Consider the following 16229-nt stretch of genomic DNA (forward strand, 5'->3'; position numbering starts at 1 on the left):
GCATGCCGCTCCGGCTTCTCAGTCCGGACGCCGTCGGCACGGCCGACGACCAGGAAGGGTGCCGCGCCGCCCCGGTGACCCTCTAGGGTGCGGACATGCCCCGCTCCATGGCCGACCTCTCCTTCCGCCGCGCCCAGTGGGAGCAGCGCTACTCACCGCACGTGGCTCCCGTGAACCGCTGGATCGACGAGCTGCGGAACCCCTACGGACGCGGCTGGCTGCCCTACGTCGCTCCCCTGCACGGCGGAGTGGAGGCGCGCGTCGTCAGCGTCCTCCGCGATCCCGGCCCCGCCACCCAGGACGGCGTCGGAAGCGGCTTCCTCTGCACCGAGAACGACGACCGACGGCGGAGCTCATGGCCGGGCTGATGGACGAGGTGGGCCTCGCCCCCGCCGACCTGCTGCCGTGGAACGCCTACCCCTGGTACATCAACCAGGCACCGAACGCCGAGCAGCTCGACGCCGGCGTCGAGACCGTCCTGCATCTGCTCGCGCTCGCCCCCGACGTCGAGGTGGTCCTCCTGCAGGGCGGCGACGCCGATCACGGCTGGCGGCGCCTCCTCAGGCGGCACCCGGCGATCGAGCGCGAGCGCGGCCTCACGGTGATCCGCACCTTCCACCCGTCGCGACAGGCGCTCTGGGCACGGGATCCCGCCGAGCGGGAGGCGCGCTCCGCCCGACGTCGCGAGGCCTTCGCCGAGGTCGCCGCAGCGCTCCGGTGAGTGGCCCGCAGCCTCACGACGAGGCCCGGAAACGACGGAAGCCCTGACGACGACCAGTGGTCTCATCAGGGCTTTCCGTCGGGCTGACAGGATTTGAACCTGCGACCCCTTGACCCCCAGTCAAGTGCGCTACCAAGCTGCGCCACAGCCCGTGGCAGACCGGGCCGAGGCCCGGGCAACTCGACTACCTTAGCGGATGCCGACGCCGGAAGTGAAAACGAGCGGGCCCCGTAGACTCGCTGCGCGGAACGCGTCGGCACGGGTCGACGCGCCGTCGGCAGCTCGGGAGGCGTCAGCAGTGGATGCGCGGCAGAAGCGATCACAGGTGGCCCTGCACCGGGCCATCATCGAACTCGCGACCGGCCGCGACGTCGCCACCCTCACCGTCTCCGAGATCACGGATCTCGCCGGCGTGAACCGCTCCACCTTCTACGCCCACGCCTCCTCCGCCGCAGAACTGCTCTGCGCCGCGCTGCGGGACGAGCTCGATGCGATCCGCGAGGGCTACCTCCAGCAGCTCCGGAGCGGCGCCGCGACCGACGCGAGCATCCGCGAGGGCACCTCCCGCGTCCTCGGCCACCTGGACGGCCACCGCGACCTCTACCTCCGCGCCTTCGACGCCCCCGGCGGGGACTCGGGTCTCCGCGCGATGCTCGCGGGGCACTTCCGCACCGCCGTCTCCGCGACGCTCGACACGGGGATCCTCGACGTCCCGGCCGCGGACGCACCGCTCGGGTTCCTCGAGGACGCGACCGCCTCGTTCCTCGCGGCGGGCTCCGTCGGCCTGATGGAGCAGTGGCTCCGCCTGCCCGCGCCCCGCGATCCCGGCAGCTACCTCGCCGCCTACCGACGGCTCCTGCCGCCGTGGTGGCCCTTCGCCACCGGCGACTGACCGGCCTCCCGGCCCTGCCGACGCCCGCTCGGAAAGACGACCGCCCGGTTCGAGGGAGGCCGCCGTGTAGGCGGCAGCGCCGCGCCGCCCGTCGCTCCCGCTCGCGAGGAGGCCGACCTGCTCGATCGGGCCGCATCGGAGCGGCATCCGCCCCCTCGACTCGACGACCGCTCCTCCCGGAGACGCGGACGGCCCGCGGGAGGAGCTCCCACGGGCCGGACACGGTACGGCTGCGCTCAGCGCGCGCGCTTCTCGCGGACGCGCATGTTGACGTTCACCGGCGACCCCTGGAAGCCGTAGATCTCGCGCAGGCGGCGCGCGATGTAGCGGCGGTAGCCCGGGTCGAGGAACCCGGTCGTGAAGAGGACGAATGTCGGCGGGCGCGACGAGGCCTGCGTGCCGAAGAGCACGCGGGGCTGCTTGCCTCCGCGGAGGGGGTGCGGGTGCGCCGCGGTGAGCTCGGCGAGGAACGCGTTGAACTTGCCCGTCGGGATGCGCGTGTCCCACGACTCGAGGGCGAGCTCGAGCGCCGGCACGAGCTTCTCGAGGTGGCGGCCGGTGCGGGCCGAGATGTTGACGCGGGGCGCCCACGCCACGTGGGCGAGGTCGGTCTCGATCTCGCGCTCGAGGTAGCGGCGGCGCTCGTCGTCGAGGAGGTCCCACTTGTTGAAGGCGAGCACGAGCGCCCGGCCCGACTCCAGCACCAGGTCGATGATGCGGACGTCCTGCTCCGAGATCGGCTGCGAGACGTCGAGGACGACGACGGCGACCTCGGCCTTCTCGAGCGCCGTCGAGGTGCGCAGCGACGCGTAGAAGTCGGCGCCCTGCTGGAGGTGCACGCGGCGGCGGATGCCCGCGGTGTCGACGAAGCGCCAGACCTTGCCGGCGATCTCGACCTGCTCGTCGACCGGGTCGCGCGTGGTGCCGGCGAGCTCGTTGACGACGACCCGCTCCTCCCCCGCGGCCTTGTTGAGCAGGCTGGACTTGCCGACGTTCGGGCGGCCGAGGATCGCGACGCGGCGCGGTCCGCCGACCTCGCGCTTGGCGACGGCCGACTCCAGAGGCAGCTTCTCGAGCACCGCGTCGAGCAGGTCGGCGACGCCGCGGCCGTGGACGGCCGAGACGGGGCGGGGCTCGCCCAGGCCGAGCGACCACAGCGAGGCGGCGTTCGGCTCCTGGCGGGCGTCGTCCACCTTGTTGGCGGCGAGGAAGACCGGCTTCTTCGTCTTGCGCAGCAGCTTCACGACGTGCTCGTCGGTCGCGGTCGCGCCGACGTTCGCGTCGACGACGAAGATGACGGCGTCGGCGAGGTCGATGGCGATCTCGGCCTGCATGGCGACGGAGGCGTCGATGCCGCGGGCGTCAGGCTCCCAGCCGCCGGTGTCGACGATGGTGAACGCCCGGTCGATCCACTCCGCCTTGTAGGACACGCGGTCGCGCGTGACGCCCGGGGTGTCCTCGACGACGGCCTCGCGGCGGCCGAGGATGCGGTTCACCAGCGCGGACTTGCCGACGTTGGGGCGGCCCACGATCGCCACGACCGGGAGGGCGGGGAGGTAGCGGACCTCGTCCGAGTCCTCCCCGGCGAACTCGAGGAGGTCGAGGTCCTCCTCGTCGAGGTCGTAGTCCTCGAGTCCGCTGCGGAGCGCCTGCGCGCGTGAGGAGGCGAGCTGCTCGTCGAGGTCGCCGAGGCGCTCGACGAGGTCGTCGTCTCCGAAGTTCAGCTCGTCGTCACCGACGTGCGTGTCCTGTGCCATGACCGGCCCTTGCTCTCGAAGTTCGGACCTCGGCGACGACCGCGTCGACGGTCTGCTCGAAGTCGAGATGAGTGGAGTCGAGAAGAGTGACTCCTTCTGCGGCGTTCATGAAGTCGACCACCTGCGAGTCGGCGCGGTCCCTCGACCGCAGCGCCTGACCCGTCGCCTCGGCAGATTCCGTGGTGACCTCGCGCGAACGCCTGGCCATTCTAGCCTCTTCGCTCGCCGTCAGCAGGATCCGGACCGGAGCGGTCGGTGCGACGACCGTCGTGATATCGCGGCCCTCGACGATGATGCCCTCCCGACGCGTCTCGCCGATGATCCTCCGGAACAGCAGGGTGATCCTCCGACGGACCTCGGGGACCTTCGCCACGGCCGAGACGCGCGCGGTCACCCGGGGCTCGCGGATGGCGGTGGTCACCTCGGTCGGACCGACCCACACCGAGTACGACTCGGGGTCGGTGCCGATGGAGTAGTCGAAGCCGTCGAGCGCGTCGACGATCGCGTCCTGGTCCTCGAAGTCGAGGCCGCGGTCGAGCCCGTGCCAGGCGAGCGCGCGGTAGGCCGCTCCCGTGTCGAGGAACTCGAAGTCGAGGCGGCGGGCGGCAGCCCTCGACACGCTGGACTTGCCGCTGCCGGCCGGGCCGTCGATGGCGACCACGACGGCCTCGCCGAAGTCGCCCTGCTCGGCGGCCTCGGAGCGCGCCTCGCGCTCGGGAGCCGCGCCCCCGTCCTCCGGGATGCTCTGCTGTGCCCGGCGGGCGGGCGTCATCCTGTTCAGGCCGCCCTCCTGCCTGTTCTGCTCGGTGCTCATCCGGCGATCCTCCAGCCGCGTATGGTCAGTTCTTCGGTCAGCGGCGCGACCGCTTCGGGCACCACCGAGATCTCGGCGAGACCCACTCGGCGCCCCTGCGCGTGCTCGAGGCGCACGTCCTCGAGATTGACGCCCGCCTCGCCGATCTCCACCAGGAGCCGCGCGAGAGTTCCGGGAGAGTCGTCGACGAGGACGATCAGGGTCGAGAAGCGCTGGTCCTGGCCGTGCTTGCCGGGCAGGCGCGCCACTCCGGCGTTGCCAGCGGCGAGGTGCTCGGCGAGCACGCGGCGCGAGCCGGGCGCCTCGAGGTCGCGAAGCGCGTCGGCGACCGCGGCGACGTCGTCGCGGAAGGCGTCGAGCACCGCGACGACGTGCTCGCGGTTCGCGGCCAGGATCTGCATCCAGAGCTCGGGGGCCGAGGCCGCCAGGCGCGAGACGTCGCGGACGCCCTGCCCGGCGAGGCGGAGCGCCGCGTTCGGGGCGTCGAGGAGGCGCTGGCCGAGCAGTGACGAGATCACCTGCGGGGCGTGCGAGACGAGGCCGACCGAGAGGTCGTGCTCCTCCGGATCCATCTCGACGATGGTGCCGCCGAGGTCGAGAGCGAGGCCCTCCACCCGCGCGAGCGCGTCGGGCGCGGTCTCGCCGTCGCGGCAGATCACCCAGGGCCGGCCGACGAAGAGGTCTCCCCGCGCGGCGACCGGTCCGCCGCGCTCGCGGCCGGCCATCGGGTGCGAGCCGATGTAGCGGGCGAGGTCGACGCCGCGGGAGCGCAGCTCGCGCAGCGGCTGGGTCTTGACGCTCGCCACGTCGGTGACGACGGCTCCGGGGTGCGCCGCGAGCTCGCGCTCGACGACGCTCGCGGTGACGTCAGGGGGGACGCAGACGACGACGACGGAGGGCCGGTCGTCGGCGGAGGCGGCGCGGCCGGCCCCGTAGTCGATGGCGAGGGAGAGGCTCGCGGGCGAGGCGTCGTCGAGGACGACGTCGATCCCGCGGGAGGCGAGGCCGAGGCCGATGGAGGCGCCGAGCAGCCCGGAGCCGACCACCCGCACCGTCCCGGTCGTCCGCATCGCGGGCGGCGCGGGGTGCAGGAGCTCGTTCACCCCGACAGCCTAGCGATCGGCGCGGCGCTGCTTGTCGGCGCCGGACCGGCGCGGAGGACCGTCGCTCCGCCCGCCGCCGGCGGAGGAGCCGCCGCGATCGGACGACCGTCCCGCCGAGCCGCCGCGGTCGGACGACCGTCCGGACGATCCGCCGCGATCCGAGGATCGCCCGGCCGAGCCGCGCTCCGCCGGGGCGACGCGCTCGCCGCTGTCAGGCCGGGGCCGCCGCGCACCCGCGCTCGCCTTCTTCGAGGGGACCGCGGGAGCGGCCGCCACCGCCTCGCCGCCCTGCCGCGCGATCGTGAGCAGCGCGCCCAGCTCCTCCCGGGTCAGGTCGCGCAGATCGCCCGAGCGCAGGGTGCCCAGGTGCAGCGGCCCGAACTGGCGCCGGACGAGCTCGATCACCGGGTGGCCGACCGCCGCCATCATCCGGCGGACGACCCGGTTGCGACCGGAGTGCAGGGTGATCTCGACGAGCGAGGCGTTCGAGCGGCCCTCCGGCCGGCCGAGGAGACGCGCCTTGTCGGCGGCCACCGGTCCGTCGTCGAGCTCGATCCCGGAGGTCAGCGTCGCGATCGTCTGCGGGAGGACCTGCCCGTGCACCTTCGCGATGTAGGTCTTCGTCACTCCGAACGACGGGTGCGCGAGGACGTGGGCGAGCTCGCCGTCGTTGGTCAGCACGAGCAGGCCCGAGGTCTCGGCGTCGAGGCGCCCGACGTTGAACAGCCGCTCCTCGAAGTTCTTCGTGTAGAGGCTGAGGTCGGTGCGTCCGTTCTCGTCCGCCAGCGAGCTGACGACGCCGATCGGCTTGTTGAGCATCACATAGCGGCGCGAGGTGTCCAGCTGCACCGCGACCCCGTCGACCTCGATCCGGTCGGTCGCCGGATCGATGCGGCGGCCGAGCTCGTCCGCCACCTCGCCGTTGACGCGGATCCGCCGTGCCACGATCATCTCCTCGACCACTCGTCGGGAGGCGACCCCCGCTGCCGCGAGGACCTTCTGCAGTCGTTCGCCGTCGGGGCCGCTGTCAGGCGCGCTCATCGAATCCGTCTCTTCCGTCGCTCAGTAGGGGGGAGATCTTCGGCAGCTCGTCGAGCGAGGTGAGGCCGAGGTGCACGAGCAGCTGCTCGGTGGTGCCGTAGAGGACCGCGCCCGTCTCGGGGTCGTGGCCGACCTCCGCGATGAGGCCGCGGCCGAGGAGGGTGCGCGCGACGGAGTCGACGTTGACCGCGCGGATCTGCGCGACCTGACCGCGCGAGACCGGCTGCTTGTAGGCGATCACGGCGAGCGTCTCGAGCGCCGCCTGCGAGAGCCGCGTCGGGTTCTGCGTCAGGACGAAGTCCTTGACCACCGGGTCGTACTCGCGGCGCACGTAGATCCGCCAGCCGGCGCCGACCTCGCGCAGCTCGAAGCCCCGGCGGATCGCCCCGTCGGCGCCGTCGTAGTCGGCGACCAGGCGCTCGATCGACTGGCGGACCACGGCGATCGGCCTCGACAGCGCAGTCGCGAGGGAGGCGAGCGGCTGCGGCTCGTCCGCGACCATCAGGATCGCCTCGATCGCCCGGTCGATCTCGAACGCGACGGTCCCGGGGCCGGCATCAGGAGTCATAGTCGGCTCCGAGCGCGGCGAGGCTCGCATCGCTCCACTGCTCGGCGACCCAGCGCAGCGCGAGCTCGCCGAGCGGCTCCGGCTGGTCGAACGAGATCGCGGCGTGCCGGTAGAGCTCGAGCACGGCCAGGAAGCGCGCGACGATCACGCCCTTCTCGTCGGCGTCCGCGATCAGCTCGCCGAAGGTGGCCCTCCCGCGGGCGCGCAGCACCGCCACGACGTGCGCGGCCTGCTCCCGGATGCTGATCTGCGGGGCGTGCAGGTGGTCCAGGCCCACCGTCGGCAGCTCGCGCGGAGCGAGGGCGACGGTCGCGAGGGCGGCGAAGTCGGCGGGCGACAGGGACCAGACGAGCTCCGGCTTCGCGGACCGGTACTCCTCCTCCAGAGGCACGTCCCGCACGTGGCGGGCGGTCTCGATCGCGATCCGCTCGGCGAACCACGACGACACCTGCTTGAAGGCCCGGTACTGCAGGAGCCGGGCGAACAGCAGGTCGCGCGCCTCCAGCAGCGCCGCGTCCTCCGCGTCCACGAGCTCGCCCTGGGGCAGGAGTCCGGCGATCTTCAGGTCGAGGAGCGTCGCGGCGACGACGAGGAACTCCGACGCGCGGTCCAGCCCCTCGAGCGAGTCGATCCCGTGCAGGTACGAGAGGAACTCGTCCGTCACGGCGCTCAGCGCGATCTCGGTGATGTCGACCTGCTGCTTCGCGATGAGGCTCAGCAGGAGGTCGAACGGACCCTCGAAGTTGGTCAGCGCGAGGTGGAACCCGGTGGGAGCGGTGCGCTCCTCGAGGAGGACCTCAGGCGACCGCGCCACGCGAGATCAGCTCCCTGGCGAGCTTGCGGTACGCCTTCGCGGCGTTGTGCTCGGGCGCGAACTGGGTGATCGGGACGCCGGACACGCTGGCGTCCGGGAACTTCACCGTGCGGCCGATCACCGTCTCGAGCACGCTGTCGCCGAAGGCGTCGACCACCCGGTCGAGCACCTCCCGCGAGTGCAGGGTGCGGGAGTCGTACATCGTGGGCAGGATGCCGTCGAGCTCGATCACCGGGTTGAGCCGGTCGCGGACCTTGTCGATCGTCTCGATCAGCAGGGCGACGCCGCGCAGCGCGAAGAACTCGCACTCGAGCGGGATGAGGACGCCGTGGCTCGCGGTGAGCGCGTTGACCGTGAGCAGGCCCAGCGAGGGCTGGCAGTCGATCAGGATGACGTCGTAGTCCGCGCTCACCTTGCGGAGCACCCGGGCGAGGATCTGCTCGCGCGCGACCTCGTTGACGAGGTGGACCTCGGCGGCGGAGAGGTCGATGTTGGCCGGGATGACGTCCAGGCCCGGCACGCGGGTCCTCCGGATCGCCTCGGCCGGGTCCTTCACGGTGCCGAGGAGCAGGTCGTAGATCGTGATGGCGTCGTAGGTCGTGACCCCGAGGCCGGCCGAGAGGGCGCCCTGCGGGTCGAAGTCGATGGCCAGCACGCGGCGGCCGTACTCGGCGAGGGTCGCGCCCAGGTTGATGGTCGTCGTCGTCTTTCCGACGCCGCCCTTCTGGTTGCAGAGGGAGATGATCCGAGCGGGGCCGTGACCGGTGAGCTCCACAGGCAGCGGGAAGTCGCGCAGGGGGCGGCCGGTCGGGCCGAGCGTCGGGGCTTCGAGACCGGTGAGCTCGGCCTTGTCGTCCGTCTTGCGTGTCACCTGCGTCGTCCTCGCTTCCGTGGCGGCGTGCGCTCCCGCGCGGCCTCCGACGAGTGTACCGGCGCCCCGCTCCCCGGCCGCCGCGCCCCGCCGCGCGGGTCCGCGGCTCTAGCGCCGCGCTCGCGGGTGCGCGGACGTGTAGACGTCCCGGAGCGTGTCCGCCGTCACCAGCGTGTAGATCTGCGTCGTCGCCACCGAGGCGTGCCCGAGGAGCTCCTGCACCACGCGGACGTCGGCGCCGCCCGCGAGCAGGTGGGTCGCGAAGGAGTGCCGGAAGGTGTGCGGCGAGATCTCCCGGTCCAGCCCGGCCTTCTCGGCGACGGCGCGGATGACCAGCCAGGCGCTCTGCCGCGACAGGCGGCTCCCGCGGACCCCCAGGAAGAGCGCCGGCGTCGCGCGCCCCCTCCGCGAGAGCTCCGGCCGCGCACGCACGAGGTACTCGTCGACCGCCTCGCGGGCGAAGCGGCCGAGCGGCACCATCCGCTGCTTGGACCCCTTGCCCGTCAGCCGCACCACCTCCGCGGCGACCACGTCGTCGACGTTCAGGTCCACCGCCTCCGAGATGCGCGCGCCCGTCGCGTAGAGCAGCTCCAGCAGGGCCCGGTCCCGCAGGTCCGCGAGCTCCTCGCCGCGCGCAGCGTCGAGCAGCGCCGCCATCTGCTCGACCGTGACCGCCTTCGGCAGGGTCATCGGGATCTTCGGCGGCACCACGTCCCGGGCAACGTCGTCCGCGACGACCCCCTCCTCGAGGGCGAAGCGGTGCAGCCCTCGGACGCTCGAGAGGATCCGTGCGCGCGAGCTCGCCGCGAGCGGCCGCTCCGGGCGTGCGGCCAGCCAGGAGGAGAACTCCCCCACGTCGACCCGTCCGAGCTGCGCCAGATCGACGGTCCCGCGCTCCTCGAGCCAGCCGAGGTAGAGCTCCAGGTCGCGCCGGTAGGCCGCGAGCGTGTGCGCCGAGAGCCCGCGCTCCACGCTCGCCTGCCGGAGGTACGCCTCGGCGCAGGCGCGGGGGCTCACCCCCGGGGGTGGCGGACCCGCGGGTGGCGCGTCCACGGCGAGGACGCGTCGCCCAGCCCGTCCCAGCCGCGCGAGCGGAACGCGTGCGCCGCGAGCACCGCGATCGTCAGCGAGGGGTTCTGCACCCGGCGGGCGAGGACCGCCTCGACCGCCTCGTCCAGCGGCACCCACCGCAGCTCCATGTCCGCCTCCTCCGCCTCGCGGTCGAAGGCGGAGCCGGTGGACGAGAGCCCGCGGGCCAGGTAGATCCGGATGACCTCGTCGCTGCCGCCCGGCGAGGTGGCGAACTCCGAGAGCAGGTCCCAGCGCTCGGCCTGCAGGTCCGTCTCCTCGCCCAGCTCCCGCTGAGCGGCGACCAGGGGATCCTCGCCCTCCACGTCGAGCAGGCCGGCCGGGATCTCCCACTCGCGGGTGCGGACAGGGTGCCGGTACTGCTTGATCAGGGCGACGCGGTCCTCGTCGTCGAGGGCCAGCACGGCGACGGCTCCCGTGTGATCAAGGAACTCCCGGCGCAGCTCGCCGCCGCCGTAGCGGAACGTCTCCGCGCGGACGCCCCAGACCATCCCGTCGAAGACGCGCTCACTGGTCAGGACCTCCGGCTCGACGAGCTCGTCCGACAGCGGCTCACTCATCGGCGCCCGCCTCCGATGCCGGGAAGAGGCGCGAGGCCTCCTGGCGCTCGAGGGCGGCGGTCACGAGGCCGCGGAAGAGCGGGTGCGCGGCGTTCGGGCGCGAGCGGAGCTCCGGGTGCGCCTGCGTGCCCACGTAGTAGGGGTGCTTCTCACGGGGCAGCTCGACGTACTCCACGAGGTGGCCGTCGGGCGAGAGGCCGGAGAACCAGAGCCCCGCCTCGGCGATCCGGTCGCGGTAGCGGTTGTTGACCTCGTAGCGGTGACGGTGGCGCTCGGCCGCCTCAGGTGCGCCGTACACCTCGGCGACGATCGAGCCCTCGGCGAGCTCGGCCGTGTAGAGGCCGAGGCGCATCGTTCCGCCCATGTCCCCGGACGCGAGGATCTCGACCTGCTCGGCCATCGTCGCGATGACGGGGAACTCCGTCTCCGGGTCGAACTCCGACGACGAGGCCCCCTCGAGGCCGGCCTCGTTGCGGGCGTACTCGATGACCATGCACTGCAGGCCGAGGCAGAGCCCGAGCGTCGGGATCCCGTTCTCCCGCGCGAAGCGCAGCGCGCCGAGCTTGCCCTCGATGCCGCGGATGCCGAAGCCGCCGGGCACGCAGATGCCGTCGAGCTCGGAGAGCGCCTTGGCCGCAGCCTCGGGGTCCTCGAGCCCGTCGGAGGCGATCCAGCGGATGGCGACCTTCGTCTGCTGCGCGAAGCCGCCGGCTCGCAGAGCCTCCGTCACGGAGAGGTAGGCGTCGGGCAGGTCGATGTACTTCCCGACCAGGCCGATGGTGACCTCGTGCTTGGGCTCGTGCACGGCCTCGAGCAGTCGCGACCAGCCGTCCCAGACGACCTCGCCGGCCGGGAGGCCCAGCTGGTCGATGATGTAGGCGTCGAGGCCCTGCTCGTTGAGCATCTGCGGGATCTCGTAGATCGACGCGACGTCCTTGGCGTTGACCACGGCCTGCTCGTCTACGTCGCACATCAGCGCGATCTTGCGCTTGTTCGACTCCGAGACGGGCCGGTCGCTCCGCAGCACCAGGGCGTCCGGCTGGATGCCGATCGAGCGCAGCGCAGCAACGGAGTGCTGGGTGGGCTTGGTCTTCTGCTCACCGGAGGCGCCCATGAAGGGCACCAGCGAGACGTGCACGAAGAAGACGTTGCGGCGGCCGAGCTCGTGGCGGACCTGGCGGGCCGACTCGATGAACGGCTGGCTCTCGATGTCGCCGACGGTGCCGCCGATCTCGGTGATGATGACGTCCGGCTGCGGGTCGTCCTCCGACTGGAGGCGCATGCGCCGCTTGATCTCGTCCGTGATGTGCGGGATGACCTGGACCGTGTCGCCGAGGTACTCGCCGGCGCGCTCCCGCGCGATGACCCGCGAGTAGATCTGGCCGGTCGTGACGTTCGCGGCCTGGTTCAGGTTGATGTCGAGGAAGCGCTCGTAGTGGCCGATGTCGAGATCGGTCTCGGCGCCGTCGTCGGTCACGAAGACCTCGCCGTGCTGGAACGGGTTCATCGTCCCCGGGTCCACGTTGAGGTACGGGTCGAGCTTCTGCATGACGACGCGCAGCCCGCGCGCGGTCAGCAGGTTGCCCAGGCTCGCGGCAGTGAGTCCCTTGCCGAGCGAGGAGACGACACCGCCGGTGACGAAGATGTGCTTCGTGATCTTCGAGGGGGCGTCCTGCCCGGCCGTCGAAGCGCTCCGGGTCGAGGACCCGGAGGAGCCCTCGGGATCCGAGGGAGAAGAAGAGGAAAGGCCCGCGTTCGTAAAGTCCACCACGGGGTTCCACCGTAACAGCAGAACGGCGGCGGCGGACCGCCCGGGACGGATCGATGTCGTCCCGGGCCGCTCGCGATCAGCCCCGCCGACTCGATTCGAGGAGCTCCCGCGCATGAGCGAGAGCGTTGGCGGAGTCGGTGAGCCCCGAGAGCAGGCGCGCCATCTCGGACACCCGCTCCTCGGAGTCGAGCTGCGTCACGGCGCTCGAGGTCACCGCGCCGTCCGAGCCCTTCTCGACGCGGAGGTGGTTCGTGGCGAATGCGGCGACCTGCGCGAGGTGGGTCACCACGATGACCTGCGACGTCTCGGCGAGCCGCGCGAGCCGTCGGCCGATCTCGATCGCCGCCGCTCCGCCGACCCCTGCGTCGACCTCGTCGAAGACGAACGTCGGCACGGGGTCGTTGGCGGCGACCACGACCTCGATCGCGAGCATCACCCGCGAGAGCTCGCCTCCCGAGGCTCCGCGGGCGAGGGGCCGGGGTGCGGCCCCGGTGTGCGGCTGGAGCAGCATCTCGACGGAGTCGCGCCCGTGGACGCTCGGCTCCCCCGCGGCCGTCACCTTCACGTGCAGGCGCGCATCCGCCATGGCCAGCGCGGTGAGCTCGTCGCTGACCCGCTCCCCCAGCTCGGCGGCCGCCGCGGTCCGCAGCTCGGTCAGCCGGGTCGCGAGGCGGTCGACGAGGTCCGCGTCGGCCGCGGTGTCGGCCTCGAGAGCCGCGATCCTCTCGTCGTCGCCGTCGAGCTCGAGCAGGCGGAGTCCGGAGGAGTCCACCAGGTCGAGCACGTCGTCCAGGGTCGGTCCGTAGGTGCGGGCGAGCAGGGACAGCTCCGCCCGCCGGTTCTCGATCAGCTCCAGGTCGTGCGCGCCGTCGAGGTCGAGCTCCGCCAAGTAGGAGGAGAGCCCGCCGGCGGCGTCGACGAGGAGCACCGCCGCCTCGCCGAGCGTCTGGACCGTCGGCTGCAGGGCGGCGTCGTGCTCGGCCGCCCGCTCCAGCACGCGCCGCGCCGTCTCGAGGAGCCCGAGCGCGTCCCGCCCGTCCAGCTCCTCGGACGAGATCGCCTCGCGGGCCTCGCCGGCGGCGAGCCGGAGCTGCTCGATGCTCCCGAGCCGGGCGGACTGCGCCGCGAGCTCGACGTCCTCCCCGCGCTGGGGGGCGACCACCTCGATCTCGGCGAGGGCGGAGCGGAGCCGTTCGGCTTCGCGGGCGCGCGTCTCCCGGGCCTCGGTGAGCGAATCGAGCTCCTCCCGGTTGGCCCGCCAGCGCTCGAAGGCGCTCGCGTAGTCGCGGAGGGCGTCGGCGAGACCGGGTCCGCCGAACCGGTCGAGCGCCTCGCGCTGCGCCGCGGCGGAGCGGAGGCGGATCTGGTCCGACTGCCCGTGCACGACGACCAGCTGATCGGCGAGCTCGCTCAGCACGCTGACAGGTGCGCTCCGGCCGCCGACGACGGCTCGCCCGCGTCCCTCCGCCGAGACCGACCGCGCGAGGAGCAGCTCCGGGCCGTCGAGATCGCCGCCGGCGTCATGGACGCGCTCGGCGACCGGGCCCTCCTCGGGGACCAGCCAGCGCCCCGACACCCAGGCCTGCTTCGCTCCCGAGCGCACCGCGGACGCGTCCGAGCGCGCGCCCAGCACGAGGCCGAGCGCCGTGACCACCATCGTCTTGCCTGCGCCGGTCTCGCCGGTGACCGCGGTGAAGCCCGGTCCGAGCGGGAGCGTCGCCTCGGCGATCACTCCGAGGTCGCGGATCTGCAGCTCTTCGAGCATCGGGCCTTACTCCGTCTCCGCCGACCCCCGCCATCCGCGGATGGGGAGACCGAACTTGTGCACGAGTCGATCGGTGAAGGGGGCGTCGTGCAGGCGCGCGAAGCGCACGGGCACGGGCGAGCGACGGTAGACGACGCGCGCTCCCGGCGGCAGCTCGTAGGCGCGCCGGCCGTCGGCCCAGAGGACGCCGACGCCGTCGGTCCTCTCCTTGACCTCGACGGCGAGGCTCGACGACGGACCCACGACGAGGGGCCGCGCGAAGAGCGCATGGGCACTGAGCGGAACGAGGAGCATCGCCTCGACGGTCGGCCACACGACGGGGCCGCCCCCGGAGAAGGCGTAAGCGGTGGAACCGGTCGGAGTGGACACGACGATGCCGTCGCAGCCGAAGCTCGACAGCGGACGTCCGTCGACGCCCACCATGACCTCGAGCATCCGCTCGCGGCTGCCCTTCTCGACCGTGGCCTCGTTGAGCGCCCAGGTCTCGTAGACGACGGCCTCGTCGATCTTGACGCGCACCTGCAGGGTCATCCGCTCCTCGACCGCGTAGTCGCCGTCGAGCGCACGGGCGACGGCGTCGTCGAGATCGTCCCGCTCGCTCTCGGCGAGGAACCCGACGTGGCCGAGGTTCACGCCGAGCAGAGGGGCCGTCCCGGACCGGACGATCTCCGCCGCGCGGAGGATGGTCCCGTCCCCGCCGAGCACGAACACGAGCTCGATGGACTCGAGCGGCACGTCGGACCCGAGCACGGCGACGTCGCTCAGATCCGGAGCGACCGCGACGATGTCGCCCTTGTCGTCGGCACAGAGGACGGGGTGGGCGCCGGAGTTCCGGAGGCGCTCGACGACGAGGACCGCCGCATCGAGGGAGTCCGTCCGTCCGGTGTGGGCGACGACGAGGATGTTGCGCTCGTCACGAGGGGACTGCATCGAGGGTGTGTCCTTCTGGTCGGTCGACAGCGGCGGACACGATCGCGTCATCCGGTGGTGAGCGCGGTGACCGCGTCCCTCCATTCTGTCGGAATCGTTCCGCGGTCGCGGTGGAGGTGCGCCAGATACTCACGATTCCCAGCGCCCCCCGGGAGTGGCGACTCGGCCAGCCCGACGACGCCGAGCCCCAGGTCCCAGGCCGACCACAGGACGTCCGAGAGGGCCTCGCGACGCAGCTCCGGATCCCGGACGATCCCCTCCCGCACTCCCAAGCGGCCGACCTCGAACTGCGGCTTCACCAGCACCACGAAGTCAGCGAGCGGATCCACGGAGGCGGCGACGGGAGGCAGAACCATCCGCAGGGAGATGAAGGACACGTCGGACACGACCAGGTCCGGGACGATCTCGGTCCTGGCGGCTTCGGCGAGCCGGGCGGTGGTGAGATCCCGCGCATTGAACCCCTCCACCACGTGGACGCGATCGTCGGACCGGATCCGCGCAGCCAGCTGGGCATGCCCGACGTCGAGGGCGATCACCGAGGCGGCGCCGCGCTCGAGCAGGACCTGCGAGAACCCGCCCGTCGACGCCCCGACGTCGAGAGCGTTCCGGCCGGCGACTCGCACCGTCACGAAGGTGTCGAGGGCGGCGAGCAGCTTGTGGGCGGCCCGGCTGACGTAGTGGTCGAGGCCGGCGACCGCGACGTCCTGATCGTCGCGGACGCGGATCGAGGGCTTCAGTGCAGGGACGCCGTCCACCGTCACCAGACCGTCGGCGATCATCCGAGCGGCATGGGTGCGGGACCGGGCGATGCCCCGTTCGGCGAGAGCCGAGTCGAGTCGCGAGTCGTCGGTCATCGGTCGCGGTCCGCGTTCTCGAGTCGGATGCGCAGCTGCTCCTGCAGCTGGACGTATCCGGCTGCCCTCTTGTCGAGCGCAGTCTGCTCGATCCGGAGGAGCTCGTCTGACAGGACGTGTTCCTCCACGACGTCGAAGCCGTTCTGGAGCGGCCTCGATTCCGGAGAGGGCGTCGGGTCGTGCTGAGTCATCGCTGCTCCTCGTTCCGGAGTCGGGCGACGACGGTCATCGTCGCTCCGGCCGGCCCTGTTCGTCCTCGAACAGAGACCGACCGGTTAAACAGCGATGGCCACCCATTTCTGGGTGGCCATCGTGAATGGTGTCCGGCGGTGTCCTACTCTCCCACAGGGTCCCCCCTGCAGTACCATCGGCGCTGAGAGTCTTAGCTTCCGGGTTCGGAATGTGACCGGGCGTTTCCCTCTCGCTATGGCCGCCGTAACCCTCGCGACACACGCACCCGAAGGCACATGGTCAAATCTGGGTTACACGCCGTGCGTGTATTCAATTGTTCCGCTCCTCCCGAAGGAGGATGCGGGGTGCCCGTCTTCTGGGAACCACAAAGTGGACGCAAGCAATCTCTGACCACTCCTACCAGCCTTTACAACGGTATGAGTGTAGTGATTATCAAGTTATCGGCTTATTAGTACCGGTCAGCTCCGACAGTCTTTAGTCCTGTCTT

The 16229-nt window shown here is 72.0% G+C and carries 16 protein-coding genes, 1 tRNA gene, 1 rRNA gene and 1 pseudogene; 3 read left to right on the forward strand and 16 right to left on the reverse strand.

Translation table 11 applies throughout. The annotated features are described in order from the left end of the window. The first annotated feature begins 95 nt into the window (after nucleotides 1-95). Together C5C49_RS17215 and C5C49_RS17220 are read left to right on the forward strand one after the other, a co-directional pair. Complete coding sequence (locus C5C49_RS17215) at nucleotides 96-368, forward strand: hypothetical protein (RefSeq protein ID WP_219814589.1); 273 nt, start codon at nucleotides 96-98, stop codon at nucleotides 366-368. Continuing rightward, nucleotides 356-721 (forward strand): hypothetical protein, encoded by a 366-nt coding sequence (locus C5C49_RS17220; protein ID WP_219814590.1) that lies wholly within the window; start codon nucleotides 356-358, stop codon nucleotides 719-721. The genes C5C49_RS17215 and C5C49_RS17220 overlap by 13 nt, the downstream gene beginning before the upstream one ends. 78 nt (nucleotides 722-799) lie before the next feature. Here C5C49_RS17220 and C5C49_RS11060 read toward each other — a convergent pair. After that, a tRNA-Pro gene (locus tag C5C49_RS11060) sits at nucleotides 800-873 on the reverse strand. A 173-nt stretch (nucleotides 874-1046) separates the two neighbouring features. Between C5C49_RS11060 and C5C49_RS11065 the strand changes: the two genes are divergently transcribed. Then, a complete protein-coding gene (locus C5C49_RS11065; protein WP_104318932.1) occupies nucleotides 1047-1613 on the forward strand; it encodes a TetR/AcrR family transcriptional regulator in 567 nt (188 codons plus the stop codon). Between the two features lie 236 nt (nucleotides 1614-1849). Here the strand turns inward: C5C49_RS11065 and der are convergent, their stop codons facing one another. The 15 genes and pseudogenes from der to rrf form a co-directional block, all read right to left on the reverse strand. Next, nucleotides 1850-3370: a ribosome biogenesis GTPase Der gene (gene der / locus C5C49_RS11070; RefSeq protein ID WP_104222506.1), complete on the reverse strand. Its 1521-nt coding sequence runs from the start codon at nucleotides 3368-3370 to the stop codon at nucleotides 1850-1852. Then, nucleotides 3345-4184, reverse strand: a complete 840-nt coding sequence (cmk, locus tag C5C49_RS11075; RefSeq protein WP_244230649.1) for a (d)CMP kinase — start codon at nucleotides 4182-4184, stop codon at nucleotides 3345-3347. The genes der and cmk overlap by 26 nt, the downstream gene beginning before the upstream one ends. Further along, nucleotides 4181-5254, reverse strand: a complete 1074-nt coding sequence (locus C5C49_RS11080) for a prephenate dehydrogenase (RefSeq protein ID WP_104222605.1) — start codon at nucleotides 5252-5254, stop codon at nucleotides 4181-4183. Before C5C49_RS11080 ends, cmk begins: the two co-directional genes overlap by 4 nt. 303 nt (nucleotides 5255-5557) lie before the next feature. Continuing rightward, nucleotides 5558-6328: pseudogene (locus tag C5C49_RS11085) on the reverse strand (pseudouridine synthase); the annotation flags it as partial. Then, nucleotides 6315-6896 (reverse strand): SMC-Scp complex subunit ScpB, encoded by a 582-nt coding sequence (gene scpB / locus C5C49_RS11090; RefSeq protein WP_104238575.1) that lies wholly within the window; start codon nucleotides 6894-6896, stop codon nucleotides 6315-6317. The pseudogene C5C49_RS11085 and the gene scpB, both read right to left, overlap by 14 nt. Continuing rightward, nucleotides 6886-7710: a ScpA family protein gene (locus C5C49_RS11095; RefSeq protein ID WP_104346178.1), complete on the reverse strand. Its 825-nt coding sequence runs from the start codon at nucleotides 7708-7710 to the stop codon at nucleotides 6886-6888. The genes scpB and C5C49_RS11095 overlap by 11 nt, the downstream gene beginning before the upstream one ends. Continuing rightward, a complete protein-coding gene (locus C5C49_RS11100) occupies nucleotides 7694-8581 on the reverse strand; it encodes a ParA family protein (protein ID WP_104222502.1) in 888 nt (295 codons plus the stop codon). Before C5C49_RS11100 ends, C5C49_RS11095 begins: the two co-directional genes overlap by 17 nt. A gap of 108 nt (nucleotides 8582-8689) precedes the next feature. Next, nucleotides 8690-9598, reverse strand: coding sequence for a site-specific tyrosine recombinase XerD (gene xerD, locus C5C49_RS11105; protein WP_104238573.1), 909 nt, complete (start codon nucleotides 9596-9598; stop codon nucleotides 8690-8692). Continuing rightward, complete coding sequence (locus tag C5C49_RS11110) at nucleotides 9595-10230, reverse strand: NUDIX hydrolase (RefSeq protein ID WP_104250719.1); 636 nt, start codon at nucleotides 10228-10230, stop codon at nucleotides 9595-9597. Before C5C49_RS11110 ends, xerD begins: the two co-directional genes overlap by 4 nt. Beyond that, entirely contained in the window at nucleotides 10223-11887 is a 1665-nt protein-coding gene (locus C5C49_RS11115; RefSeq protein WP_104222604.1) for a CTP synthase, read from the reverse strand. Before C5C49_RS11115 ends, C5C49_RS11110 begins: the two co-directional genes overlap by 8 nt. 190 nt (nucleotides 11888-12077) lie before the next feature. Continuing rightward, the gene (gene recN / locus C5C49_RS11120) at nucleotides 12078-13766 is read right to left on the reverse strand and encodes a DNA repair protein RecN (RefSeq protein WP_104247183.1); all 1689 of its coding nucleotides are present in this window, start codon (nucleotides 13764-13766) and stop codon (nucleotides 12078-12080) included. A gap of 6 nt (nucleotides 13767-13772) precedes the next feature. Continuing rightward, the gene (locus C5C49_RS11125) at nucleotides 13773-14696 is read right to left on the reverse strand and encodes an NAD kinase (RefSeq protein ID WP_104222498.1); all 924 of its coding nucleotides are present in this window, start codon (nucleotides 14694-14696) and stop codon (nucleotides 13773-13775) included. A 47-nt stretch (nucleotides 14697-14743) separates the two neighbouring features. Continuing rightward, nucleotides 14744-15550 carry a TlyA family RNA methyltransferase gene (locus tag C5C49_RS11130; protein ID WP_104346179.1) on the reverse strand — a complete coding sequence of 269 codons (807 nt, stop codon included), beginning with the start codon at nucleotides 15548-15550 and terminating at the stop codon, nucleotides 14744-14746. Continuing rightward, nucleotides 15547-15741, reverse strand: a complete 195-nt coding sequence (locus C5C49_RS11135; protein ID WP_104261116.1) for a hypothetical protein — start codon at nucleotides 15739-15741, stop codon at nucleotides 15547-15549. Before C5C49_RS11135 ends, C5C49_RS11130 begins: the two co-directional genes overlap by 4 nt. 130 nt (nucleotides 15742-15871) lie before the next feature. Beyond that, a 5S ribosomal RNA gene (rrf, locus tag C5C49_RS11140) occupies nucleotides 15872-15988 on the reverse strand. Nucleotides 15989-16229: the final 241 nt, after the last annotated feature.

This window comes from Rathayibacter sp. AY1E2, assembly GCF_002932325.1.
Classification (GTDB): Bacteria; Actinomycetota; Actinomycetes; order Actinomycetales; family Microbacteriaceae; genus Rathayibacter.

Bases quoted from the DNA above. Each gene is read 5' to 3' on its own strand.
- C5C49_RS17215 (WP_219814589.1), top strand. From the start codon at position 96: ATGCCCCGCTCCATGGCCGACCTCTCCTTCCGCCGCGCCCAGTGGGAG.
- C5C49_RS17220 (WP_219814590.1), top strand. From the start codon at position 356: ATGGCCGGGCTGATGGACGAGGTGGGCCTCGCCCCCGCCGACCTGCTG.
- der (WP_104222506.1), bottom strand. From the start codon at position 3,370: ATGGCACAGGACACGCACGTCGGTGACGACGAGCTGAACTTCGGAGAC.
- cmk (WP_244230649.1), bottom strand. From the start codon at position 4,184: ATGAGCACCGAGCAGAACAGGCAGGAGGGCGGCCTGAACAGGATGACG.
- C5C49_RS11080 (WP_104222605.1), bottom strand. From the start codon at position 5,254: ATGCGGACGACCGGGACGGTGCGGGTGGTCGGCTCCGGGCTGCTCGGC.
- scpB (WP_104238575.1), bottom strand. From the start codon at position 6,896: ATGACTCCTGATGCCGGCCCCGGGACCGTCGCGTTCGAGATCGACCGG.
- C5C49_RS11110 (WP_104250719.1), bottom strand. From the start codon at position 10,230: ATGAGTGAGCCGCTGTCGGACGAGCTCGTCGAGCCGGAGGTCCTGACC.
- recN (WP_104247183.1), bottom strand. From the start codon at position 13,766: ATGCTCGAAGAGCTGCAGATCCGCGACCTCGGAGTGATCGCCGAGGCG.
- C5C49_RS11125 (WP_104222498.1), bottom strand. From the start codon at position 14,696: ATGCAGTCCCCTCGTGACGAGCGCAACATCCTCGTCGTCGCCCACACC.
- C5C49_RS11130 (WP_104346179.1), bottom strand. From the start codon at position 15,550: ATGACCGACGACTCGCGACTCGACTCGGCTCTCGCCGAACGGGGCATC.
- C5C49_RS11135 (WP_104261116.1), bottom strand. From the start codon at position 15,741: ATGACTCAGCACGACCCGACGCCCTCTCCGGAATCGAGGCCGCTCCAG.